This window comes from Dyella sp. S184 (genome assembly GCF_009766065.1).
Lineage (GTDB): Bacteria > Pseudomonadota > Gammaproteobacteria > Xanthomonadales > Rhodanobacteraceae > Rhodanobacter.
On the sequence record NZ_LMUE01000005.1, the window covers coordinates 215619 to 240670 of the forward strand.

Sequence of the window (25052 nt, forward strand, 5' to 3'; positions counted from 1 at the left end):
CAGGCCAGCGTGCCGCTGCCATGACGGTGAATAGACAGGCGGGTGAAGTGGTATGAGCGAAATAGAGCGCGGGCGTGGCGTGGCGCTATGGAGCCAGATTGGCGACATTCTTGCCGACGACATCCTCAAGGGACGGTTGCGGCAGGGCGAGATGCTGCCCTCTGCGCAGGAGTTGGCGACCCGTTTCGACGTCAACCGGCACACCGTGCGTCGAGCGATGGCCGCGCTGGAGCAGCGCAATCTGGTGCGCACCGAGCAGGGGCGGGGCACGTTCGTGCAGGAGCAGACGCTGGACTACGCGATCAGCCGGCGCACGCGCTTCACTCAGAACATGCGCAACCTCAATGTCGATACCGACACTGAGATCCTGGAAGACGCCCGCGAGATCCCGCCGGCGCAGGTGGCGGACGCGCTGGGCCTGGGGCGCAACGAGTATGTCTATCGCATCGAAACGACGAGTCGGGCTGACGGTCATATCGTTGACCACAGCACGGCGTACTTTCCGGCAGCGCGTTTTCCCGGACTGCCGGCGATCTATCGGCGCACGCAGTCAGTCACCCAGACGCTGAACGAGTTCGGCATCAGCGACTATGTACGCAAACATACCCGCGTCTCTGCGCGCTTGCCGGATGCCCATACGGCGCGGCTGATGAAACAGCCAACGAACCGCCCCGTGCTGCATGTGCAATCGATCAATGCCGATCCGCGCGGCGTGCCGGTGCAATATGGCATCACGCGCTTTTCGGGCGACTGGGTGCAACTCGTGCTGATGGCGAACGATTGATGCGCTACGCGATCTATTTCTGCCCCGCCAGCGACACCGCGCTGGGTCGCCTGGGTCATGACTGGCTGGCGGCGTCGCCCCATGCGCCGGAACTGCCGGGCATCAGCACAGAACGGCAAAATGCATTGCTGGTCAAAGCACGTCGCTACGGTTGGCACGCGACGATCCGCGCCCCATTCACGCTGGCAGCGGATGTCGCCTATGACGATGTGCGTCGTGCCGTCGCCTCGGTGGCACATGCCTGCGCATCGTTTGAATTGCCACTGCACATCCATCGGCTAGCCGGCTTTCTCGCCCTTCGCCCATGTGTTGATGGGGCTGCACCACAGCAACTGGCGGCAACCTGCCTGACGGCATTGCTGCCCCTGTGTGCCCCGCTGTCGAAAGAGACGCTGGATCGTCGCAGCGCTGGTCTCGATGGGGATGAAGTCCGCTTGCTGCAAGGTTACGGCTATCCATATGTACTGGATCGCTACCGCTTTCACCTGACCTTGTCCGCGCCCGCCCTCGAGTCTGAAGAAAAGGCAATGCGCGAATGGTTGGAGCCACGCGTGGCCGAGCTTCCGCCGACGCGGGTGGATGCGCTATCGATCTGTCGTGAAGCCACGCCTGGTGGCGCGTTCGAGTTGGTCGAACGGATTCCGTTGTGCGCACCGGGCATGGAGAACACGTTGTGAGTGAAGGACGCTTGTACTACGTGATGGGGCCCTCAGGTGCGGGCAAGGACAGCGTGCTTCGCTGGGTGCGCGCGTATGGCGTTTCCCATGATGTGCTCTGCGCACACCGCTACATCACCCGACCGGCGGATGCAGGCGGCGAGAACCATGTGGCGCTGAGCGAGGCGGAGTTCGTATCACGCGAGCATCGCGGACTGTTCGCACTGACCTGGCAGGCCCATGGACTGCACTACGGCATTGGCCGCGAAATCGAGCACTGGCTGGAGCGCGGTGCCAAGGTCGTGGTGAATGGTTCGCGTGATGCCTATCTGCAGGCATGCGAGCGCTTCCCTGAGCTGCACCCTGTACTGATCACCGCCAGTCGCGAGACGATGGCCAAGCGTCTGGCTTCACGCGGACGTGAAAGCAGTCAGGATATCGCCGCACGACTTGCTCGTAGCGATGCCTATCTGGCGCCAACAGGCACCCTGGTGATTCACAACGACGGCGATCTCGCCGAAGCCGGCATCGCGTTGCTGGGTGCGATCACGCAAACCCGCTGAGTCGACAAATAGCGTCGTTGAACATGTCGCGACGATGGCCAGTCAGCTGGGCTGGGATCGCAGCTTTCACTGTTGTGATGCAACGAGTCAGGCAAGGGTCGGCATCGCCACTGGCACGTCGACGCGCCGGGCCTTGGCCTTGAAATAGAGCGCCGAAGTGAGGGTGATCAGCATGCCGATGCTCGATAGCGCCACCACGGCACTGGCGTAAAACGCCGCCCATGACAGGTGCATGCCGCCGAATTCCTTGAACAGAATGATGGCGACGCTGCCCATGTAGCCGCTGGCGTCCGAGATATACATGATAAATCCGACATTGCCGTCCACCCGGAAGGTCGCCAGCATGCGTTCGAAAAACGTGCAGTTGTAAGGCACGTAAGCGAGGTACAGGCCAAAGCCGCTGCCGCCGACCCACCACACCGGGTCGATCACGCCACGGCTGTGCAGCCATGTGGCGATCACCGCGATGGCAAAGCCGCTGAAAATCATCACATGATTCAGCATCAGCGCCTTGAAGTTGTCACGCACCAGCATCGTGCAGGCGGTGATCAGCAGCACGGCGATAGCGATCGGCACTTCGGTCTGGGTGAACACGGCGGCGCTGTTGCCAAGGCCGAGGTCGGCCCAGATCTCGGCGGCAAAGTTGTCGCGGAAATCGCGCATGATCGTCAGCGCGATATACGCCAACACGATCAGGACCACGCCGGGTAGAAAGCGTGCCAGGAACGCGCTGCGACTTTGCGCATCCATCGGCATGCGCACGCTGCGCGCGGCTATGTCGTCGGCACTCGGTGCCGGCAGGCGTTCGAGCACCCATGTGGCAAGACACAGCGGTGGCACGAACACCATGCCGGTGGCAAACGGCATCCAGAACTCGCTGACACCGTGCTTGACCATGAGGTACTTGCCTACCGTCTTCACCACGCCGGACGCGACGATGAAGCTGGCGCACATGAAGGCGCCCATCAGTTCAGTGCTGCGCCGGCCCTCGATGTAGCCGAATATCACGCCCCACACCATGCCCAGCGGCAATCCGTTGAGAAACAGGCAGGCGATATTCCACGGTGCCGGAATCAACGCGAAGCCGAGCAAGGCAACCCAGGAAAAGCCGATCAATCCGGCCAGTGCCTGGGCTCGATTCTGCCGCTGCATCTCGGCGATCCAGGTAATGCCCCGAACCTTGCTGAGCATGTAACCGAACACCTGGGCGATGACCAGCCACACCTTGTAGTCGACCCCGGCGAAATGCAGGCCGGTGAACTCGGCAGCCGTAAACGGCTTGCGGAACGCATACATCGAGGCATACGCCAGAAACGCCGCGCTGCCGGCGAGCAGATTGATCGTCATCCGATGACGATGCTGGTCAGACAGCCAGGAAGTAACACGCATACCGACAACCCTTTACGGAATGTCGGGCATGTTGTGGCCGGCACATGACAGCGTTGTGGCGTTGTCTAGGCCGGACTGCGCATCCGGCGCTCCTGGATTCTCTGGAATAGCCAGAGACAGGGTGTGAAGGCATTAGACAACCCTGCGCACGGGTCTGCTTCTTGTACGCAGTCTGTCCCGCGATTGGCAATCGGCTGAAACGTCTTTGCGTTCTTCTAGTGCTAGGCCGGAGTGCGGCAGAAGCCTACCTGACTAACGTGGAGAACGACGTGAGCGAGATAGACGATATCAAGCGCCGGCGGTTCCTGAAAATGACGGCAGGGGCGGCGGGCGGATTGACGGTCATGTCCATGTTGCCGCCGGCTATCCGCCAGGCACTGGCGACACCTGCAGCCAGCCTGACCGGCACCATCAACGACGTGCAGCACGTCGTGATTTTCATGCAGGAAAATCGTGCGTTCGATCATTATTACGGCAGCCGGCCCGGCGTGCGCGGTTTCAACGATCCCGTACCGCCGCCGTTGCCAAGCACCACGTTGACGGCGAATAACGTTTGGCACCAACCCTACACCGGCAATGCCGCGGGTTACATGCTGCCGTTCCACATGGATACGACGGCGACCAGCGCCACTTGCGTGGCCGCGTCGTCGATGGGCTTTACCGTCGATACGGAAATGGTCAATGGCGGCAAGTTCAATGCCTGGAACACGGCGCGCTCGGCCGGCATGGGCATGGGGTTCTATGATCGCAACGACCTGCCGTTCTACTACGCGCTGGCCGACAACTTCACCATCTGCGACCAGTACTTCAGCTCCACCCTGACCGACACCAATCCGAATCGCCTGTTCTTGTTCACCGGCTGCAACGGTCTCTCGGTAGGTCAGACGCCGATACTGGACGACACGGAATCCAGCTCGGGCTGGACCTGGACGACCTATGCCGAGCGGCTGCAGTCGGCCGGCATCACCTGGAAGGTTTATCAGGAAACCGACAATTTCGACGATAACGCGCTGGCGTGGTTCGCCAATTTCAAGAAAGCCGCCTCCGGATCGGCGCTCTACGACCAGGGCATGGCCACGGTAGCCAACATCGTGACGGCCTTCCAGAGCGACGTTACCAACAACGCGTTGCCGCAGGTATCGTGGATCGTCGCACCCAGCACACTATCCGAACATCCGAGCTACCAGCCACCGGATGGTGAAAACCTCACGGCACAACTGATTGCAGCGCTGGCCTCCAATCCCAGCGTTTACGCCAACACCGTCTTCATCCTCAACTACGACGAGAACGGCGGATTTTTCGATCACATCCCGCCGCCGTGCCCGCCTTCGGACATCCTGAGTGGTAAATCAACCGTCAGCACGTCCGGCGAGCTGACCACGGTCAACGAATCGGGCGATACCATCAGCTCTTCGCCGATCGGCCTTGGCTTCCGCGTACCGATGATCATCATTTCGCCGTGGACGTACGGCGGCCGGGTGTGTTCGCAGGTGTTCGACCATACCTCGGTATTGCAATTCCTCGAGCAGCGCTTCGGTGTCACCGAGCCCAACATCAGTGCCTGGCGCCGCGCGGTCTGCGGCAATCTCACCTCGGCATTCAATTTCAGTGGCGACAATACGGCTTGGCCGAGTCTGCCTTCGACCGCGGGCTACACCGCACAGTCGAGCACGGAATGCTCCTCGCTGCCCACCCCGACGGTACCGACCACGCAGGCCATGCCCACAGGTGAATCGGGTACCTATCCGGCGTGCGCGCTTCCATACATTCTGGATGCGCAAGGCAGCATCAACACCTCGGCAAACCAGTTCGACATCAATTTCATCAACAACGGTACGGTTGGCGCGGTATTTCAGGTTTACGCATTCAACCGCAGTAGTTCCACGGGTCCCTGGACCTACACCGTGGGTGCCGCAGACAGCGTTTCCGATTACTGGAATGGCAGTATCTTTAGCGGTGGCACCTACGCGCTGGAAGTGCATGGGCCCAATGGCTTCCTGCGCCATTGGCAGGGCAGCGCCAAGTCGGCTTCGGTGATGCCCGAAACACAGATCACCTATAACCCCACCGGCAACAGTATTCAGCTGACCATGACCAATGCCGGCAGCAGCAGCTGCACGATGACGGTGATCAACGGGTACAACGGCGAAGACGTGCGCATCTATACGGTGAAAGCCGGCGGTAGCGTCAGCGACACCTGGAACCTGGGCAGCAATGCCAACTGGTATGACCTCAAGGCTACGGTTGCCGGATTGAGCAACTGGTCACGACGTCTTGCCGGTCATATGGAAAACGGCTTGGCCAGTACCACCGAGCCGCCGCATTGAGTCATGGTCCATCAGCAGCACGCAAGATGCCGCTGGTCCGCCTTCCGGTGTGACACCCGTTCCTCGTTCGATGTCGTGCATACCACTTCCCTGGGTTGTCTAGGTCCCGTCATGGCAGCAGCACGCGAGCCTGCTGGAATGCCTGGCACGGAACGATAGACAACACGGCACGATGCTGCTCTCGCTGATTCGCCATACCGCTTCGATTCGTCGGGGGAACACTTTGTACACGGCGGCATGCGTCAGGCGGGGGCGCATTGCCAACGGGTGCTTCGGAGTTGATGCGCTAGCGCCACGTAGGGCGGCGGCGTATCGACAGCCACCTGGATCGGTCGATCTAGATAAGTAGCCCTGGATGTCGCATCCGCGAAGTCGCGACGCAATACCCGCACAACATGCATGCAATGAGACTCAGTTGAAATACAGGGGCCATCACCAGCAAGGCGGGCCTAGGGGAACGCTTGAAACCAATCACTTAGCTCAAGGGCGCTTTATGGCGTTGCTTCGCGCTCCAGCACGCCTTGCGCTACCTGCGGCAACAGTTGCCAGCACAACCCAATGACTCCACAACCGCCCATGTCGTCAGCGGCGCTGCCCGCGCCGCCCGTGGCTGACGCCGTGCTGTTGTGACACTCAGCTACAGACCATCTGGAGAGACCCTTGAAAGTCAATAAGATCGCCTTCGCGGTGCTGACTGCGCTCGTTGCATGCCGCGCGTCCTATGCCGCTGAAGACAACACCCCATTCACCAACAGCGCCCCGACCGCCGCCGCGCTCAGCGCTACGTCGCCCGCGGCAACCTCGGCCGCGGCGGCACCGGCCACGGCCGACCCGTCCAACGTGAACACGCTGCAGACGGTTACCGTCACCGCGCAGCACACCACCCAAGACATCCAGGCCGTGCCGATCACGATTCAGGCATTCACCGGCACGACGTTGCAACAGTTGAACATCGCGTCATTCGATGACCTGATCAAATACCTGCCCAACGTGACCTTCGCCGCGAACGGGCCGGGCCAGGGCAACATCTACATGCGTGGCCTGAGCACCGGCTTCCTCGGCAACCAGTCCAGCGCGACCATCGCACCGTTCCCGAACGTGGCCGTCTATCTGGACGACCAGTCCATGCAGTTCCCGGCGCGCAACCTCGACATCTACATGGCCGACATGGAACGCGTCGAAGTACTCGAAGGCCCGCAGGGTACCCTGTTCGGCGGTGGCGCCGAGGCCGGCGCGGTGCGCTACATCACCAACAAGCCGAATCTCGACAAGGTCAGCGGCAGCATCGAAGCCAGCACCGGCATCACCGCCGGCGGCGCCCCGAACAATTCCGCCAACGCGGTGCTGAACCTGCCGATCGTTCCCGGTACGTTCGCTGTGCGTGCCGTGATCTACAACGATCATCAGGGTGGCTACATCGACAACGTGCCGAGCACGTTCACGCGCCTGCCCACCGACGGCGGCGGTGCGATGGCTCCTTACGTGGCTGCCGGCGGCACCCCGGTTGCCAACAACTACAGCGTCGCGCAGAACAACTGGAATCCGGTCGACTATAAAGGTGCCCGCGTGTCCGGGCTGTGGAAGATCAACGACAACTGGAACTTCCTGATCGCCGAGAGCTACCAGAACATGGATGCCAACGGCCAGGCCTCGACGTACCCAGTCGGTGCGGATGGCCAGAAGCTCGGCACCAATCAGATCACCGACTTCGTGCCGGCCTGGAATAATGACCACTACACCAACACCACCTGGACGTTGAACGGCGAGATCAGCGACGACCTGTCGCTGGTTTACACCGGCGGCTACACCAATCGCCGCATCAGCGAGCAGCAGGATTACACCAATTACGCGCGTAGCGCCGGCGGCATGTATTACCAATGCACCGGCACTTCAGCGGGCCTCTCCAGCGCCGGCAAGCCGACCTGCTATTCGCCGAATGGCTACTGGAACGACAAGGTGTCCAGCACGCACCAGAGCCACGAGTTGCGCCTGAGCACACCGGAAGACGATCGCCTGCGTTTCCTTGGCGGCCTGTACTACGAAGATTTCAACATCGACGACCACATGGCCTTCGATTACTTGACCATTCCGTCGTGCACACCGGGAAATCTTGCGACCGCACAAGCCGGTGGTGCGCCCTGCGTAGCCAACGCGCAGTCCTCGCCGGGCGTCAACGAGCCCGTTGGCACGGCTTTCGGCGAAAACGCACAACGTGGCTACAAGCAGGAAGCGGCGTTCGGCTCGATGTCGTATGACATCCTCCCGGATGTGCTGACCGCGACGGTCGGCACGCGTTACTACCATTACTCCGAGTGGCAGACCGGCACCGAGTTCTATACCACCACCGCCCAGGTAAACGTGCCCAATGGCACCTATGTGGGCGATGACACGGTGATGAACTACCACAAGACGTATAACGGCTTTAAGAGCAATGCAAACCTGGTGTGGCACATCACGCCGGACACGATGGTGTACTACACCTTCTCGCAGGGCTTCCGTCCGGGTGGTTTCAACCGCACGTCTTCGGACGTGGCGAAGCTCGATGGCGAGGCGCAGTACAAGAAGCCGCTCAGCTACGCGCCCGACACGCTGACCAACAACGAAATCGGCTTCAAGACCCAATTCTTCGATGACCGCCTTCAGCTCAATGGCTCACTGTATGACATGCGGTGGGACAACGTGCAGATGCAGTTCTTCAACCCGTTGGTGCTGGGTAACACCACCTTCGCGGTCAACGGTCCGAACTACAAGGTTCAGGGCATGGAGCTGCAATTCCAGGGGCGCATTACCGATGGCCTGACCCTCATGGGCGCGGGTTCACTCAACCATTCCAAACAGACCAACTCGCCGTGCCTGGTCAACAATATTCCGGGGTCGGCCGGCTACAACACGTGCATCGTCGAAACCGGAGCCGTCGGCGACGTGGCGTCGTTCGCCAATCCGTTCGGCGAAGTGGGCAGCACGCCGGCATTCTCGCCCCGCTCGCAGTTCAATCTGCGCCTGCGTTACGACTGGACGTTCGGCGACGGCATGAAGGCGTTCTGGCAGGTTGGCGCAAACCGCACCGGTTCGATGTACAACCAGCCGGCAACCTATCCCAGCGGCACAGGCGTGACGGATATCACCACGGTGGAGCTGCGTTACCTGCAGGCCGCCTACACCACCGTCGACGCATCGCTGGGCGTGGCCAAGGACAACTGGAACGTGTCGCTTTACGGCACCAATCTGAACAACAGTCACGCCAGCGTGTTTACGTCCTCGGCCGAGTTCATCGAGTCGCAGGTACCGATCCGTCCGCGTGTGATCGGCGTGAAGGTGGGCTTCAAGTTCTAGGCGCTCATCTCGCGCGAAGTCGATGCAAATAGAATGGGGGTGGGCTGGACGCCCGCCCCCACTAGTAATGGTTCTCCTTGTTCCTGTGAACGCTATGGCAACCGACCCAAACCTTTCGTCGCTGGAGCTTCAGCTGCAGCGCATCCGTCAGTTGCAGGTGGACGGGCAGCACGCGTTCGCCTTGCCGGCCGCCCAGGCGTTGCTGGCCGAGGTACCCGATCATGTCGAAGTGCTCTATCTGGTAGCCCGCAGCCAGCGTTACCTGGGACAGATCGACGCTGCGTTGCAAACGCTGGCGCGCATGGAACAGCAATATCCTCATTACAGCCGTATGCACGAAGAGCGCGGCCACTGTTACGTGGTGCGACGCCATGCGCCGCGCGCGATCGACGCGCTGCTGCGTGCGGTCAACATCAACCCGGCGCTGCCTTCGAGCTGGAACCTGCTCGAAGGGCTCTACCGCATGACGGGCGATAGCGCCAACGCGGCGACCGCCGCCGCGCACGTCGCCACGCTCAAGCGCCTGGCGCCCGAGGTCGTGCGCGCGACCAGCCATTTTTCGGATGGCGAACTGGAACCTGCCGAACAGATCATCCGGGCCTATCTGCTCAAAGCCGGCAACGATGTCGAGGCGATGCGCTTGCTCGCCCGCATCGGCCTGAAGCGCGACGTACTCGACGATGCCGAAACCCTGCTCGCCGCCGTGCTGAAGCTTGCCCCGGATTATCGGGCGGCACGCTACGACTATGCCTGCGTACTGCTCGAGCGACACCTGTACCAGCGTGCCTGCGAGGAGGCCGAGAAGCTGCTTGCCCGCGAGCCCGAGCATCTCGATTACCGGGCGCTCTACGCCAGCGCGAGCGTCGGCTTGGGAGAACACGATCGCGCCATCACGTTGTACCGGAAGCTGCTGCAAGAGCTGCCCGGCGCGGCCGACCTGCATCTGTCGCTCGCCCATTCGCTGAAGACGCAGGGACGGCAGGCGGAAGCGATCGAGGCCTATCGCGCCGCTGCTGCCGCTCGCCCGGATTTTGGTGATGCTTACTGGAGTCTGGCGAATCTGAAAACGTATCGTTTCGCCGATGCGGAGATCGCCCGCATGCGCGCCGCCGAAGCAGCACCGGCCACGCAGCCCGTCGATCGTCAGCATCTGTGCTTCGCGCTCGGCAAGGCGTTCGAGGACCGTGGTGATTACGCCGAATCGTGGCGTTATTACAGCCAGGGCAACGCGCTCAAGCGGTCCGAGAGCCGCTACCGCGCCGAGATCATCGAAACCAACACACGCCAGCAGATCGAAGTCTGCACGCGCGAGTTCATCGCCAGCCGCAAAGGCGTTGGCGATCAGCGCCCGGACCCAATCTTCATCGTCGGGTTGCCGCGCGCCGGTTCCACCTTGATCGAGCAAATACTGGCATCCCATTCGCGCGTCGAAGGCACCCATGAGTTGGGCGAGATCCCACGCATGGTGCTCGACCTGCAAGGACGGGATCTCGACCTCGGCAACCCGCGTTATCCGGGCATCCTGGCAGAGCTCGCGCCCGAGGATTTTCTGCGACTCGGTGAAAAGTACCTGGACGATACCCGCATCTATCGCGGCAACAAGCCGTACTTCATCGACAAGATGCCGAACAACTTCCGGCATATCGGCCTGATCCATCTGATCCTGCCCAACGCGAAGATTATCGACGTACGGCGCGAACCGATTGCCTGCTGTTTCAGCAACCTGAAACAGCTGTTTGCCACGGGCCAGGAATTCACCTACAGCGTCGAAGACATCGCGCGGTACTACCGCACCTATCTCGATCTCATGCAACATTGGAGCGAGGTGTTGCCGGGTCACGTGTTGCGTGTCCAGCATGAGGACGTCGTCGAGGATCTCGAGAGCAATGTGCGGCGGATTCTCGATTTCTGCGGACTGGCATTCGAACCGTCCTGCCTGGAGTTCCACAAGACTGCGCGCAGCGTGCGCACGGCCAGCTCGGAACAGGTCCGTCAGCCGATCTTCCGCGACGCGATGGATCAATGGACGAAATACGAGGCCTGGCTGGGTCCGCTGAAGGAAGCGCTCGGCAGCGCGTTGGCGGCCTATCGCTGATCCATGGCCGACGGAGCGCTGGCATGGGAATGCGAAATGCCGAGTCCACGACCGAGGCGAAGCGGTGTGAGCCTAACGTCGACCGCAAGCCACGCCATAATCAAAGTTGTCATCTGCAACTGCAAACATGTTTGAGATGCTGGATAGCCTGCGCCACGAGAGGTCCGTGGACAGTTCAAGCACTGACTACCGGGATACTTGATGAAACCTCGTTTATTGGCACTGGCCGGCTTGGCTGCACTCATGTCCCTGACCGCTTGCGTTGGCGCACCTACCTCGACAAACCCTGCGAACCATCGCGTGAGCGGTGTTGTGGGCAGCAATGTGCCGCTGGTTGGCGTGCCGGTGACAGCCACGGACAGTGCAGGGAATCGCACGCTATCGAGCGTGACGGACGCACATGGCCATTTCACGATCGTGTTGAAGGGTGCCGGGCCCGTCGTGCTTACCGCACCGTTCAACGATAGCGACGGCACACCAGTCACGTTGTCAGCGGTGATCGTTCCATCGCTTGACGGTGCGATGGAGCCCATCGTGGCAAATCTGAATCCGCTGACCTCGTTGCTGACCCAGCGCGTGCTGGGTGTGGTGCTTCATGACGCACCGAGCACGGCACAAATGACCGCGGCCGGCATTTCCATCGGACGTATTGCCCAGGCGAACAGGGACGTGAGCGGCGTCCTGCAGCCGCTGTTCACGTCACTTCACCTACCGGTGCATGCCGTTGCCGATCCGATCGGTGACCCGTCCTACCAGACGAATGCGCAGAGCCCGCTGGGCAATTTGTTCGCGGTCACGCGCTTCAATGTGTACGACGGCACGGTTGCTGTCGGCAGCGATGAGGACCGCACGGTTGTCTCGATTCCTGCCAGCGGTGCTTTGTCTGCCCCCGTGTCGGCCAGGGCGGTGGCATCGGCCGCGGCGCTGGCCGAAGGGCCGACGACAACGCCTATCCAACACGTGATCGTCATCATCGGCGAGAACCAGAGCCTCGACGGTCTGTTCGGCGGTTATGTCCCACCGCCGGGCCAGACGATCAGAAATCTGTTGTCCGAAGGCATCATCCAGGCCGATGGCACGCCGGGGCCAAACTTCAGCGTGACGGCGCAGTACAAGGGTGCGGTTCAAACCGGGTACTCCATCGATCCCGCTCGCGCCGGCGCCTACGGCACGTTGCCGCAACCGAAGACGATCGGTGAGCTGGATCCGGTTACGTTTCAGACCGCTGGCGGGCTTCCCGATAATCGTTTCCCTGCGACTCTGCCCAATGGCCCGTTTCAGATCACCCGATACGTGCCGTACAGCGCGACGGGCGCGGCCGTCGTGACCGGAGATCCGGTGCACCGTTTCTTCCAGATGTGGCAGCAGACCGGCGGTGACAACCGCAGACACGACATGTTCACCTGGGTGGCTGCCGCGACCGGAATGGGCGGTGACAGCAAAGGCGTCACGCCAGCCAACCCGGCCCAGGGTGGCGAGCTGATGGGCTTCATGAACATGTCGACCGGTGATGCTCCGCTGTTCCATGCGTTGGCGCAGACATTCGCCCTCGGCGACAACTACCATCAGTCCGTGATGGGTGGCACCGGCGACAATTTCTTCTCGATGGCCACGGCAGACATGCCTTACTTCAACAAGGACGGGATGATCGCCGCGCCACCGGCGAACCAGATCGAGAATCCGAACCCGATGCCGGGTACCGCGAACTTCTATGTCCAGGATGGGTATGAAGGCGGCTCTTACGTGAAGTGCTCCGACCCCGGGCAACCTGGCGTAGGCAGCATCCTCGCGTTCCTGCGCGCGAAGCACATCGAAAGCAAATGTGCGCCCGACGCGTATTACCTGGTGAACAATTACGATCCGGGCTATGACATCGATGGCAAGGTCCAGCCGATCGGTCCGAACAACTACACTTATCCGCCGCAGCGCGTGCCCACCATTGCGCAAGCGCTGGCACGCAAAGGCGTGACGTGGAAATGGTATACCGGCGGGCGCGATCCGGCGGATCTCGCGGCCGACGCTGCGACCATGCATCTGCCCCCGGCGAAGGCGCAAATGGAGCAGTACAACAACATCGGCGATCCGCTGGTGGGATCGGCCGAGGTGATGACGAATACGGCGCTGAAGGCCAGGCTCGCCGGATTGACCACGTTCTTTGACGACATCGCGAATCACGCCTTGCCCGCGGTTTCGTTCGTGGTACCGAAGAATCTCGATAGCGGACACCCCGGCTATTCGGCACCGGCGAGCTATGAGGCCTTCCTGCGGACGATCTTGGCCAAAGTCCAGGCAGACCCGGCGCTATGGGCGCATACGGCGATCCTGATAACCACCGACGAAGGCGGCGGCCACTTCGATACCGGTTATATCCAGAGCCTGGATTTCTTCGGTGACGGTCCGCGTATTCCCATGCTGGTGGTGTCGCCTTATGCCCGCCGAGGCACGGTCGAACATACCTACTACGATCATGCCTCGGTGCTGAAATTCATCGAGCGCAACTGGCGCATGCCGCCGCTGTCGACACGCAGCCGCGACACCTTGCCGAACCCGGTGACCTTGGCGGCGCATCCATACCAGCCGATCAATACGCCGGCCGTGGGTGACCTGATGTCGATGTTCGATTTCTGAATGCAGCGGAGGCTTCGCATGACGGCAAACTTCCATTCCATCCTTGGCTGAGCGACGCGATGCATGCTGGCAGGACGACACGCAGCGGCATCAGGCAGGCAACCTGCGCGGTCTCCGCGCTGTTTGCGGCGATCGGCCTGTGGCTTTCGCTATCGGTCGAAGCTTGGCCGGTGTCTGCGACCCAGCCGGCCGCAGCCGCGAAAACATCGCTGCAGATGTGGGTGCGTTATCCGCCGGTGCCGGCACACTTGAGCGCACCAGCCGCCCTTGGAAAAAAAATCTTCTTCGACGCGGCACTGTCGGCATCGGGGCGAATGTCGTGTGCGAGCTGCCATAGCCCGGAGCATGCCTACGGACCACCGAATGGTCTCGCGGTACAGCGCGGCGGAGCAGACCTGCGCCAGGCGGGAACGCGTTCAGTGCCATCACTGCGTTACCTGACGTTTACACCGCTCTTCAGTCAGCATTTTTATACACCCGCATCCGAAGACAGCGAGGACGAAGGTCCGACCGGTGGCTTTACCCGTGATGGCGCCGCGGCTTCGTTGCATCAGCAGGCCGCCATACCCTTGCTGCATGCGAACGAGATGGCCAACCCGAATGAAGAGGCTGTCGTCGCGAAAGTGAAGCACGGGAAGTACGCACAGGAGTTCGCGCAGGTATTCGGAGCGAACATCTTCAGCCATCCCGACCAGGCCTTCAAAGACATCGGTCTGGCACTCGAGGCGTTCCAGACCGAGGACGCCAGTTTTCATCCGTATACCAGCAAATTCGATGCAGTGATGTCCGGCCACGACCAACTCACGCTGCAGGAAATCCGTGGCTATGCACTGTTCAACAATCCGCAGAAAGGCAATTGTGCGAAGTGCCACACGGACACACCGGGCCCGGGCGGACGACCGGCCGCGTTCACCGATTATTCGTTTGCCGCGTTGGGTGTGCCACGCAACCCCGAGATACTCGCCAATCGTGATCCCGGCTATTTCGATCTCGGTCTGTGCGGGCCCTATCGTCAGGATCTGTCGCGCGAGGCCGGGTATTGCGGCATGTTCAAGACGCCGACCCTGCGCAATGTGGAGACACGCGCGGTGTTCTTCCACAACGGCCGGTTCCATCGTCTGGAAGATGTGATGCATTTCTATGTCGAGCGCGATACCGATCCGCGCAAGTGGTATCCGATGGTGGCAGGCATGCTCGATGAATTCGACGATTCGCCACCGCGATACCGTGACAACATCAACCGCACCGATGCGCCTTTGGATCGCCCCTATGCGGGGAAACCAGCTTTGAACGAAGCCGAGATCCATGACCTGATCGCTTTTCTGAAAACCTTGAACGATGGCTATTCAGCCATCGCCGGCGGGGCCAGGGCCAGCGGCCAGTAGCAGGATTCCCTTCCAGGCTGAGTTACGGTGCTGCTGCACCGGAGCGACATCGGGTGCGCTCAACCCCGGCACCCACCCACGATATTCAGCATTTCGCCACGCCTGGCTTTGCGTAGGCGGGACTGGACTATGAATCCGTGCGCAGCCGACCTGCCAAGCATGCTTTTTCGGCTGAATGACCATGTACCGGTAACAGCGCTCGAAAAGCCGACGGAGGATCACTATGCATGCACACATGCCGGTGGACGATCACTGCTTGTGATGTTCGGCGCATGTAGGCCCGAGCATATCTTTCGCACAATCGAAACTCGCAAAGCTAAAGAGAATTCGCTGTCAGTTTGTCTCAAGTGCATGCCGAAAGATCTGACTCAATCGATCCACGATATCGGGAAAACGGCAATATGGTTGCGAGCTTCAGCGGTAAACTCAACGACAAGTCGACTGCACTCCCGCACTTCTGGGAGCATACCGTCGGGAGCGGGCATGCCACGCTCGCGTTGCGTGCGGACTGGCAGGCGCAGCTCAAGCGTGCGCATGACGAGTTGGGCATGCAGCATGTGCGCTTCCACGGCATCCTGTCCGACGACATGGGCACGTTGATCTGCCAGAGCGACCAGCTGCTGTATTCGTTTTTCAATGCCGATCAGATTTTCGACTTCCTGCTGTCCATCGGCATGAAGCCGTTCGTGGAGCTGAGCTTCATGCCCTCCGCGCTGTCATCCGGCGACCAGACGGTCTTTCATTATCGTGCCAACGTGAGCGCGCCGAGGGATCTCGCGCAGTGGTCGGTGCTGATTCACAAGCTGGTGAAGCATTGGGTCGAGCGCTACGGCATCGAGGAAGTGCGGCAATGGTTCTTCGAAGTCTGGAACGAGCCGAATCTCACGGCATTCGGCAGCGGCAAGCAGAGCGATTACTTCGAGCTTTACCGTTATACCGTCGAGGCGATCAAGACGGTGGACGCAGAACTGAAGGTCGGCGGACCGGTGACGGCGGACAATGCCTGGATCTCCGATTTCATCGACTTCTGCACGGCGCAGGCCTTGCCAGCCGATTTCATCAGCACCCATCACTATCCGACCGATTCGTTCGGCAAGCCGGGCGACGATACGGAAACGGAACTGTCGGAAAGCACGCGCAGCATCCTGCGCGAGGAAGCGCGCGCCGTGCGCCAGCAGGCGGGCGAGCGGCCCGTCTATTACACCGAGTGGTGCACGTCATCGAATCCGCGCGATCCGATGCATGACGATCCTTACGCTGCCGCCTTCATCGTGAAGACGGTGCTGGAAGCCAACGGGCTGGTGCAGGCTTACAGTTACTGGACCTTCTCGGATATTTTCGAGGAAAACTATTTCCCCTCGGAACCGTTCCAGGGCGGCTTCGGGCTGCTGAACATCCATGGCATCGCCAAGCCGGCGTATCGCGCCTACGAGTTGCTGCATGGACTGGGCACCGAGCTGTTGGCAGTGCAGGGCGAACACGCCACCGTGGATGCATGGCTGGTGCGCGACGGCAAATCGGCGACGCTGGTGCTCACCAATTTCGCACTGCCGTGCCATCCCATCGCAACTGAGGCCGTCTCCTTCACGCTCGGGAACGTCAAGTCCGCCGGTTCCGCGACGATCCGGCGGATCGACCTGGAGCATGCGAATGCGAAGCGGCGCTGGGAACAGATGGGCAAGCCGGAATACCTCAGCAAGGCGATGGTCGCCGAGTTGAACGAGGCATCGTGCCTGCAGACGACTGCGCTGCCGATCGAAAGCAGGGACGGGCAATACACGCTGGACGTTTCCATGCCGCCCCAGTCCGTGGCTGCCATACGATTCGATTACGATGCGTGACTGCATGCGGTTCCGGCGGCATGCACGCCGGGTCGGCACTGGCTAGCCAGTCCGGTTAGCCGGTTGCAGGCGCGATGATCAGGTGATGACCATCCGGGTCGGCCAGGCGATAGGGCAGCGGTTCGATGCTGGCTGCATCAGCTGAGACCTGTGACTGGAATACCAACCGCGTCGTGGCGACGTCGTGGCTTTGCAGTGGCTCGCGGCGATCCGCCCGCGACCGCTCGTAACAAAGCAGTTCGACATGCGGCGTGGCCTGATTCGGCGTCATGGCGATGACGTTCACGCGTGGGTCGGGCAAATGGTCGAGCTGCCCTTGCTCCGTCCCCTCGTTCAACGAACGTGCGGAAACGACGAGGCCCAGCGCCGCATAGAAAGCGATGCTGCGGGCGCTGTCCGACACGCTGATGGCGGAGTGATCGATGCCGAGATGGAGTGCGCCCTTTTCACGCACATGCCAGTGTGCAGGCACGTGGCCGGAAGGGAAGGCCAGCAGCTCGAGCGGATGGCCCTCTGGATCGCGGAATTTGAATGCGCTGACACCACCGGAGGATGCCGGCAGGCGCTGCGGGCTGGCATCCGAGATGGCAGTCCAGCCGCGCACACGCTGCAGGTTCTTGTACGCCTCGTCGATATCCGCAACGACGATGGCGAAGTGCTGGAAGATGAGATCCGAGGACTGGGTATCCGCCGGATACGCTCGACCCGGTTGGTCGAACTGCAGCAGTTCGACGATCTGCTGGCCGAGGCCGAGCAGGATGCTCAAGGCGCCGCCTTTGACATGCAAGAGCTTCTCGAACATCGTGCCGGAAAGTCGTTCGCTCGCGAATCGGCGAAAGCCCAGCGCACGCTCGTAAAAGCCTGCCAGACGTTCTGCATCGGCGCAGGTGAGGCTGATGCGCGCGAGTCGCGCCATCGTGTTGCCGGCGCTGGCCGTCGTCATGGCCATCCGGCGCCACGGCGGTTGAGGAAGATGGCGTACAAGGTATGCGAGCCACCGATGAACAGCCGGTTTCGGAAGGGGCCGCCGAAGGTCAGATTGGACACGCGATAGGGCACGCGTATCTTGCCCAGAAGCCGTGCATCCGGATCGATGCAGTGAACGCCATCGGCGGCACTCGACCAGAGATTGCCTTCCTCGTCCATGCACAGGCCATCGGCATAGCCGGGTTCGATCTTGTGGAAAATGCCGCCGCCACTCAGACCGCCATCCGACGCCACGTCGAAAACCCGGATGTACTGCTTCGGATTGTCGGTGGTCTGGTCGCCGGTTTCCGCAACATAGAGCCTGGTTTCATCGGGTGAAAACGCCAAGCCGTTCGGGCCGTCGAAATCACCCGCCATCAGGTTGATGTTTCCGTTCCCGGGATCGAAGCGGTACAGCGCGGGCGGTTGCTCGGAAGCCTGCCGGCCACCTTCGTAGTCGCTCTGGATGCCGTACAGCGGATCGGTGAACCAGATCGAGCCATCCGACTTCACGGCCACATCGTTCGGCGAGTTCAGGCGGCGGCCGTCGTGGCGATCCACCAGCCGCGTCAGCGTGCCGTCGAGTTCGGTGCGAAACAGGCAGCGTTCGCGGTGGGAACACGAAATCAGCCGGCCCTGGCGATCGCGGCACTGGCCGTTCGCATAGTGCGAGGGGCATCGATAAGTGGAGATCCCGACATCCTCGATCCAGCGCATCGTGCGATTGCGCGGCAGATCCTGGAACAACAGGCAATCGGCGTCGCCCATCCAGACCAGGCCCTCGATCCAGCGAAACCCGGAGGCGAGTTCCTCCAGCGCTGCGTTGGCGAGGAGATAGTGCGCAAACTTTGGGTCGAGGATGTCAAGGGCGTCCATCGCTGCTTACCCGAATCCACACGGCGAAGACGGCGCGGACGATTCATCCAGCTGGATCACCAGCAGCACGGCGGGAACGTCGCCGATGGTGCCGGACCGATGACCCTTGCGTCCGTCATGTTCGCGGCAATTCTGATCGCCGCCGAAGGAGATTTCTCCTGCGCCCATCTCGATGCGCGTGCCATCCATCGATTCCACGAACCAGCGTCCCGACAGCGGCACGATCCACTGCGGCGCCGGATTTTCGTGCCATGTGCCTACCCAGCCCACCGGCTGCACTGTGACCATGAAGGTCATGGGTCCCTGGATTCTGCTTCCCTGCCACTGCGGAGCGGCAGGCGGCTGCATCGACTTCAGGTCGAAGCGGGTCAGCGCGCAGCGCTTCTGATGGCTGACACCTTCGGCATCGGTCCATAGGTGCCAGTAACTGACGGACGGCTTGTCCGACATCATCGGCCCACCGGTTCGGACAGCGCGTAGGGATGCGAAGAAGCCAGTGGATGGTCGAGAAAGCGTCCGACGCCTGTCGCCGTCGCGCCAAATGCCAGCAGCAGGAATCCTCCGGTGAGCGCGAGGTTCTTGAGGAAATCCCAGAACGTATCGCGGCCCTGGCTTGCACCCTTCAAACGGAAATCCGGCGCTTTCCAGAACTGCTTCCACAGCAGTGCGGTGATCGCGCAGTAGCCGGCGAGGATGACCGCGGCAAGCCGATCCGCCACACCCGTCAGGATGGCGAGCGACATCACGACTTCAATCGCGAATCCCGCACAGATCAGCACGGTGCCGAGTGACCGCGAGTGCGTTGCCGTGGCGGCCTGATCGACCGCCTGCTTAGCGTTCAGCAACTTGTCGAGCGCGCTGAACGGAAGAAACAGCAGCACCAGCAGGCAGCGCGCGAAGAAAACCACCAGGACGCTGAGCAAGAGATTTTCTCCGTGCATTTCTCCAAACACCAGCAGCGTGCGCGTGGCACGGTGAATGCCGCGTCGTAGAAAGTGTCGGCAAATAGCGAACGATCATCGGGAGATTGATCACGTTTACGCGACGATCGGAGGTACAGGCTTCCGGCAATATCTTGCTGGAGGTCTGCCGCGTGAATGCCACCGTACCCGTTTTGAAGTCAACCGCGCCGAACGTGCCGATACACAAGACGCTCACGGGGCAGAAGGCACTCGTCACCGGTGCGAATTCCGGCATCGGTCGCGGTGTGGCGATTGCCTTGGGGCAGGCCGGCGCGGATGTCGTGGTGAACTACGTCGAAGGCGACGACGCGGCCAACGCCGTGGTGGACGAATTGCGCGGCTTCGGTGTGCAGGCGCTGGCGTACAAGGCGGACGTCTCGTCGGAAGAGCAGGTGGCCGCGATGTTCCGGCAGATGATCGCGCAATTCGGCACCATCGACATACTCGTCAACAACGCCGGCCTGCAGCGCGATTCGGCGTTCCATGCGATGACCCTGGCGCAGTGGAATACTGTGCTGGGCATCAACCTCACCGGGCAGTTCCTGTGCGCGCGCGAGGCCGTCCGGGAATTCGTGCGGCGGGGTGTCGTGCCCGCCGTTTCATGTGCGGCCGGGAAGATCATCTGCATGAGTTCGGTGCACCAGGAAATTCCGTGGGCCGGCCACGCGAACTACGCCACGTCCAAGGGCGGCATCAAGATGCTGATGGAGAGCCTTGCGCAGGAGGTCGCACCGCAGCGCATACGCGTCAACGCCATCGCGCCCGGTGCGATCCGCACGCCGATCAACACCTCCGCCTGGAATACGCCCGAGGCCTATAAGCAGTTGATGACCCTGGTGCCCTACGGGCGCATCGGCGAACCGGTGGACATCGCACGTGCCGCGGTGTGGCTGGCGTCGGATCAATCCGACTATGTGGTGGGCACCACGTTGTTCGTGGACGGCGGCATGACGTTGTACCCGGGATTCGCGACCGGCGGTTGATCACGACCGATACCGATCACAGCAGCGCCGGAAGCAAACATGCCAGACACCCACTACGACCTTATTGTCATCGGTAGCGGCCCGGGCGGGGCCGCGCTGGCGCACAGGCTGGCGCCAACCGGCAAGCGGATTCTTCTCCTCGAACGCGGGGATTATCTGCCGCGCTCGCCGGCGAACTGGGATTCGCAAACCGTGTTTGTCGACGGCGCCTATCAGGCATCCGAAACCTGGTACGACAAGGATGGCAAGACCTTTCAGCCGGGCCTGCACTATTACGTGGGCGGAAATTCCAAGGTCTATGGCGCAGCGTTGTTCCGCTTGCGCGAAAAGGACTTCGAGGAAGTCCGGCACAAGGAAGGCATCTCGCCAGCATGGCCGCTCAAGTACGACACGTTCGAGCCGTATTACGCCGAAGCGGAAAGGCTGTTTCACGTCCACGGTCAGCGCGGCGAAGACCCCAACGAGCCACCCTCCAGCAGCCCGTTTCCCTATCCGCCGGTTTCGCACGAGCCGGCCATTCAGGCGCTCAGCGAAAGCCTGACTCAGGACGGTCTGCATCCATTCCACCTGCCGCTGGGCATCCTGCTCGACGAGAAAAACGGCAAGCCAACGTCAACCAGCATATGCATACGTTGCGATGCGTTCGATGGTTTTCCCTGCCTGCTCAACGGCAAGGCCGACGCCCAGGTCATGTGCGTGGATCCTGCGCTCAAGGCGCACTCCAACCTGACCCTGTTGACCGGCGCCTACGTGTCCAGGCTGGAAACCGATGCCACGGGCAAGAGCGTCACGGCCGCGCATGTCATGCGGGACGGTCAGCAGGAACGCTATTCGGCCGACATCGTGGTAGTGGCGTGTGGTGCGCTTTCCACGGCACTCCTGCTGCTGCGTTCGGCCAGCGAGACGCATCCGAAGGGTCTCGCCAACGGCTCCGATCAGGTGGGACGCAACTACATGCGGCACAACCAGTCCATCCTGATGGCGTTGATGCGCGAACCGAACGACACGATTTTCCAGAAGACCCTGGCCGTCAGCGACTATTACTTCGGTGCGGATGACTGGGACTATCCACTCGGGCTCATCCAGATGTGTGCCACATCACACGGCGCGCAGATACGTGGCGAAGCCCTGCCGGGCTGGCTGGAATGGGTGCCGAAAATGCCGTTCGAACAAATGGCGCGACATTCCATGGACTTCTGGTTGTCCAGCGAAGATCTGCCGCGCGCGGAAAATCGCATTTCCTATGACGGCGAGCGCGTCGTGCTCGACATCACGGAAGGCAACATGGAAGCGCACCATCGCCTGAAGAAAAAGCTCGAACAGATGCTGAGCAAGGCCGGCGCGCATCCTGTCCTGCTGGAACGCAGCCTCTACCTCGGCAAGAACATCCCGATCGGCGGCACCGCGCATCAGGCCGGGACGGCGCGCTTCGGCACGGACCCTGCGACCTCCGTTCTCGATCTCGATTGCAAGACGCACGAGCTCGACAATCTTTACCTCACGGATGCCAGCTTCTTTCCGTCGATCGGCGCCGTGAATCCGACCTTGACCATCATCGCCAATGCCCTACGGGTGGCGGACCGCATAAAGCATCGACTAGGTTCATCAGCCAGTACCAAAGCACCTTGACCATAAGAAATTCATCGATGTCCGACGGTAACAGCCTCGACGACCTGTTCTCCAAAGTCTGCGCATGACGTACAAACTATGGAGTTCTGTCCATTAGTGCCTTTCCGCCCAGCAGCAACTGACAGGCAGTATTTGCACCAAATCGACGCATTAACCATCATGGTGCAATGAGCGAGACGGCATGGCGTGCATGGGCGGAGCAGATGGCGACCGGGTTGGCCCGGGTCGATGCCGGGCTGTGCCTGCAGTGGATCAATCCCGCGTTGGCCGAATGGCTGGAGCTGGGGCCGCGCACGGCGGTGGGGCAGTCACTGGGCTTGTTGCTCGCTGATCCAGAGGGGTTGGTGCAGGCGGCGAGGGTGCTGACGGAACAGCGGCCGCAACAATGGCGCGGGATTTCGCTGGTGACGGCCAGTGGCCGCGAAATGACCGCGGATATCGCGCTGCAGCCGCTCGATGGCGGCCTGCTGCTGGAAGTGCATGCACTGGCCGCGCCGCTGTTGACCAGTTCGCCGTTGTCGGCGACGTTGCGCGGTTTTGCGCATGAGGTGAAGAACCCGCTGGCCGGTCTGCGCGGCGCGGCGCAGCTGTTGCAGCGGCGGGTCGGCAGCGAGGATCTGCAGGCGTTGGCTGGACTGATCATCGACGAGGCGGATCGCCTCGGCACGCTGGCCAACCGCCTGCTGCATCACGACGGCGCCCCGCAGTTCGGTCCGGTGAATATCCATCAGCTGCTGGAGCGGCTCACCGACCTGTTGCAGGCCGAGCCTTCGCCGCCACAGCTGCGTCACGATTACGACCCCAGCGTGCCGGATCTGCTCGGTGATGCGGGCCGCTTGCAACAGGTGCTGCTCAATCTCGCGCGCAATGCACTGGAAGCGGACGCGCAGTCGCTTACCCTGCGTACGCGGGTCGAACATGGCGTGCGCCTGGGTGAGCGCGTGCTGCGCATGGCGTTGCGGGTGGATGTGATCGATGACGGCAGCGGTGTGCCCGCACAGCTGCGCGATACGCTGTTCCAGCCGCTGGTGTCCGGTCGCGCTGATGGCACCGGTCTCGGGCTGGCGCTGTCGCGCGAAATAGCGCACGAGCACGGCGGCGAATTGCGCTGCACGAGTCGACCGGGCGAAACGGTGTTCTCCTTATATCTGCCACTGGAACGCGCACATGACTGAAGAAATCTGGATCGTCGACGATGATCGCGGCGTGCGTTTCGTGCTGGCCGAGGCCTTGCGTGATGCCGGCCTCGCGGTATGCGAATTCGGCGAGGTCGCCAGTGCACGTGCGGCGTTGCAGGAAGCACGGCCAGCCCTGTTGCTTACCGACGTGCGCATGCCAGGCGAGGATGGCTTGAGCCTGCTGACCGAATTGCAGGCGCAAGGCATCGGCCCGGTGATCGTGATGAGTGCTTACACCGATGTCGCCACCACTGCGGCGGCGTATCGCGCCGGCGCGGTGGATTACCTGGCCAAGCCGTTCGATCTCGATCAGGCGGTCGCGGTGGTGCAGCGCGCGTTGGCCAGCGCCGCCGCGCCGGCGGTCGTGGCCAGCAATGCCGTCGCATCGAACCATGCGTTGCTCGGCGAGAGTGCGCCGATGCGCGAGGTATTCCGCCTGATTGGCCGCGTCGCGGCGAGCGACCTCAACGTGTTGATCACCGGCGAGACCGGTACTGGCAAGGAGCTGGTGGCACGCGCGCTGCACGAGGAAAGCGCGCGGCGCGGCAAAGCCTTCGTCGCGTTGAACACCGCGGCGATTCCCAGCGAACTGCTGGAGAGCGAACTGTTCGGTCATGAGGCCGGCGCGTTCACCGGCGCCACGCGCCGCCACGCGGGCCGCTTCGAGCAGGCCGAAGGTGGCACGTTGTTCCTCGACGAGATCGGCGACATGCCGCTGGCGCTGCAGACGCGGTTGTTGCGCGTGCTCGCCGGCGGTGAGTTCTACCGTGTCGGTGGGCGTGAACTGATTCGCGGCAACGTGCGCATCGTCGCCGCCACTCATCAGGACCTGGCCACGCGCGTGGCCGCCGGGCAGTTCCGCGCCGACCTGATGCATCGGCTCGACGTGATACGTATCGAACTTCCGCCATTGCGCTCACGGCGCAGCGACATCCCGCTGCTGGCGCAGCACTTCCTCGCGGCGACGACGCAGGAACTGAAACTGGCGCCCAAGCGCTTCTCGCGTGCAGCACTCAAGCTGATCGCGCAGCGCGACTTCCCCGGCAATGTGCGTGAGCTGGAAAACCTGTGCCGGCGCATGGCAGTGATTGCACCAGGTGCGGAGATTCTTCCGGCTGATCTGGGGGCCACCGTCGCGGGTGCCTCAGGCAGCGGCGAATGGACCGATGCCTTGCGCGAGTGGGCAGTCGAGGCGCTGGCCAAGGGCGACGCGGATATCCATGCCCGCGCCCGCGAGGCGCTCGACCAGACTTTGTTGCAGGCGGCACTGCTGGCCAGCGAAGGCCATCGCCAGAACGCTGCGCAGGCACTCGGCGTGGGGCGCAACACGCTTACCCGCAAGCTGGGCGCGTCGCGTACGCGCAGGCGCTAGCTTTTACCTCACCTACCTGGCATGGACATGGTGATGCCAGCAGGCTGGGCTACTGCAGGGCAGCAGCCGATGTCCATACGCGAAT

General features: G+C 61.9%; 18 protein-coding genes. 13 read left to right on the forward strand and 5 right to left on the reverse strand.

The annotated features are described in order from the left end of the window. Positions 1-52 precede the first annotated feature (52 nt). From phnF to phnN, 3 genes are read left to right on the forward strand one after another with little or no spacing between them, the layout of a single operon-like run. Entirely contained in the window at positions 53-784 is a 732-nt protein-coding gene (gene phnF, locus GSQ75_RS10955) for a phosphonate metabolism transcriptional regulator PhnF (RefSeq protein ID WP_158754894.1), read from the forward strand. Beyond that, a complete protein-coding gene (locus GSQ75_RS10960; protein ID WP_158754897.1) occupies positions 784-1461 on the forward strand; it encodes a DUF1045 domain-containing protein in 678 nt (225 codons plus the stop codon). The genes phnF and GSQ75_RS10960 overlap by 1 nt, the downstream gene beginning before the upstream one ends. Next, positions 1458-2003, forward strand: coding sequence for a phosphonate metabolism protein/1,5-bisphosphokinase (PRPP-forming) PhnN (gene phnN / locus GSQ75_RS10965; RefSeq protein WP_158754899.1), 546 nt, complete (start codon positions 1458-1460; stop codon positions 2001-2003). Before GSQ75_RS10960 ends, phnN begins: the two co-directional genes overlap by 4 nt. Positions 2004-2090: 87 nt before the next feature. Here the strand turns inward: phnN and GSQ75_RS10970 are convergent, their stop codons facing one another. Beyond that, positions 2091-3350: a DUF5690 family protein gene (locus tag GSQ75_RS10970; protein ID WP_254058535.1), complete on the reverse strand. Its 1260-nt coding sequence runs from the start codon at positions 3348-3350 to the stop codon at positions 2091-2093. 311 nt (positions 3351-3661) lie between these two features. On the opposite strand from GSQ75_RS10970, the gene GSQ75_RS10975 reads away from it, so the two are divergent. The 6 genes from GSQ75_RS10975 (at position 3662) to GSQ75_RS11000 (ending at position 17001) form a co-directional block, all read left to right on the forward strand. Beyond that, the gene (locus GSQ75_RS10975; protein ID WP_158754902.1) at positions 3662-5719 is read left to right on the forward strand and encodes a phospholipase C, phosphocholine-specific; all 2058 of its coding nucleotides are present in this window, start codon (positions 3662-3664) and stop codon (positions 5717-5719) included. A gap of 660 nt (positions 5720-6379) precedes the next feature. Next, a complete protein-coding gene (locus tag GSQ75_RS10980) occupies positions 6380-9052 on the forward strand; it encodes a TonB-dependent receptor (protein WP_158754904.1) in 2673 nt (890 codons plus the stop codon). A 94-nt stretch (positions 9053-9146) separates the two neighbouring features. After that, a complete protein-coding gene (locus GSQ75_RS10985; protein WP_158754905.1) occupies positions 9147-11147 on the forward strand; it encodes a tetratricopeptide repeat-containing sulfotransferase family protein in 2001 nt (666 codons plus the stop codon). 201 nt (positions 11148-11348) lie between these two features. Further along, positions 11349-13775 carry an alkaline phosphatase family protein gene (locus GSQ75_RS10990; protein ID WP_158754907.1) on the forward strand — a complete coding sequence of 809 codons (2427 nt, stop codon included), beginning with the start codon at positions 11349-11351 and terminating at the stop codon, positions 13773-13775. Between the two features lie 59 nt (positions 13776-13834). Then, positions 13835-15160 carry a cytochrome c peroxidase gene (locus GSQ75_RS10995; RefSeq protein ID WP_158754909.1) on the forward strand — a complete coding sequence of 442 codons (1326 nt, stop codon included), beginning with the start codon at positions 13835-13837 and terminating at the stop codon, positions 15158-15160. A gap of 401 nt (positions 15161-15561) precedes the next feature. Further along, positions 15562-17001, forward strand: a complete 1440-nt coding sequence (locus tag GSQ75_RS11000) for a glycosyl hydrolase (protein WP_158754911.1) — start codon at positions 15562-15564, stop codon at positions 16999-17001. Between the two features lie 55 nt (positions 17002-17056). Here GSQ75_RS11000 and GSQ75_RS11005 read toward each other — a convergent pair whose 3' ends face one another. The 4 genes from GSQ75_RS11005 to GSQ75_RS11020 are packed head-to-tail and all read right to left on the reverse strand — an operon-like array spanning position 17057 to position 19766. Beyond that, on the reverse strand, positions 17057-17944 hold the full coding sequence (locus GSQ75_RS11005) for a VOC family protein (RefSeq protein WP_158754913.1): 888 nt from the start codon (positions 17942-17944) through the stop codon (positions 17057-17059). Beyond that, a complete protein-coding gene (locus tag GSQ75_RS11010; protein WP_158754915.1) occupies positions 17941-18843 on the reverse strand; it encodes an SMP-30/gluconolactonase/LRE family protein in 903 nt (300 codons plus the stop codon). The genes GSQ75_RS11005 and GSQ75_RS11010 overlap by 4 nt, the downstream gene beginning before the upstream one ends. 6 nt (positions 18844-18849) lie before the next feature. Next, positions 18850-19293 carry a cupin domain-containing protein gene (locus GSQ75_RS11015; protein WP_158754917.1) on the reverse strand — a complete coding sequence of 148 codons (444 nt, stop codon included), beginning with the start codon at positions 19291-19293 and terminating at the stop codon, positions 18850-18852. Further along, on the reverse strand, positions 19293-19766 hold the full coding sequence (locus tag GSQ75_RS11020) for a DoxX family membrane protein (RefSeq protein WP_216840667.1): 474 nt from the start codon (positions 19764-19766) through the stop codon (positions 19293-19295). Before GSQ75_RS11020 ends, GSQ75_RS11015 begins: the two co-directional genes overlap by 1 nt. A 170-nt stretch (positions 19767-19936) precedes the next feature. Here GSQ75_RS11020 and GSQ75_RS11025 point away from each other — a divergent pair, with 170 nt between their 5' ends. The 4 genes from GSQ75_RS11025 (at position 19937) to ntrC (ending at position 24967) form a co-directional block, all read left to right on the forward strand. Then, positions 19937-20788, forward strand: coding sequence for an SDR family oxidoreductase (locus GSQ75_RS11025; protein ID WP_216840668.1), 852 nt, complete (start codon positions 19937-19939; stop codon positions 20786-20788). 39 nt (positions 20789-20827) lie between these two features. Continuing rightward, entirely contained in the window at positions 20828-22417 is a 1590-nt protein-coding gene (locus GSQ75_RS11030; protein ID WP_158754921.1) for a GMC family oxidoreductase, read from the forward strand. Between the two features lie 167 nt (positions 22418-22584). Beyond that, positions 22585-23592: an ATP-binding protein gene (locus GSQ75_RS11035; protein WP_158754922.1), complete on the forward strand. Its 1008-nt coding sequence runs from the start codon at positions 22585-22587 to the stop codon at positions 23590-23592. Then, positions 23585-24967: a nitrogen regulation protein NR(I) gene (gene ntrC / locus GSQ75_RS11040; RefSeq protein ID WP_158754924.1), complete on the forward strand. Its 1383-nt coding sequence runs from the start codon at positions 23585-23587 to the stop codon at positions 24965-24967. The genes GSQ75_RS11035 and ntrC overlap by 8 nt, the downstream gene beginning before the upstream one ends. Positions 24968-25052 lie beyond the last annotated feature (85 nt).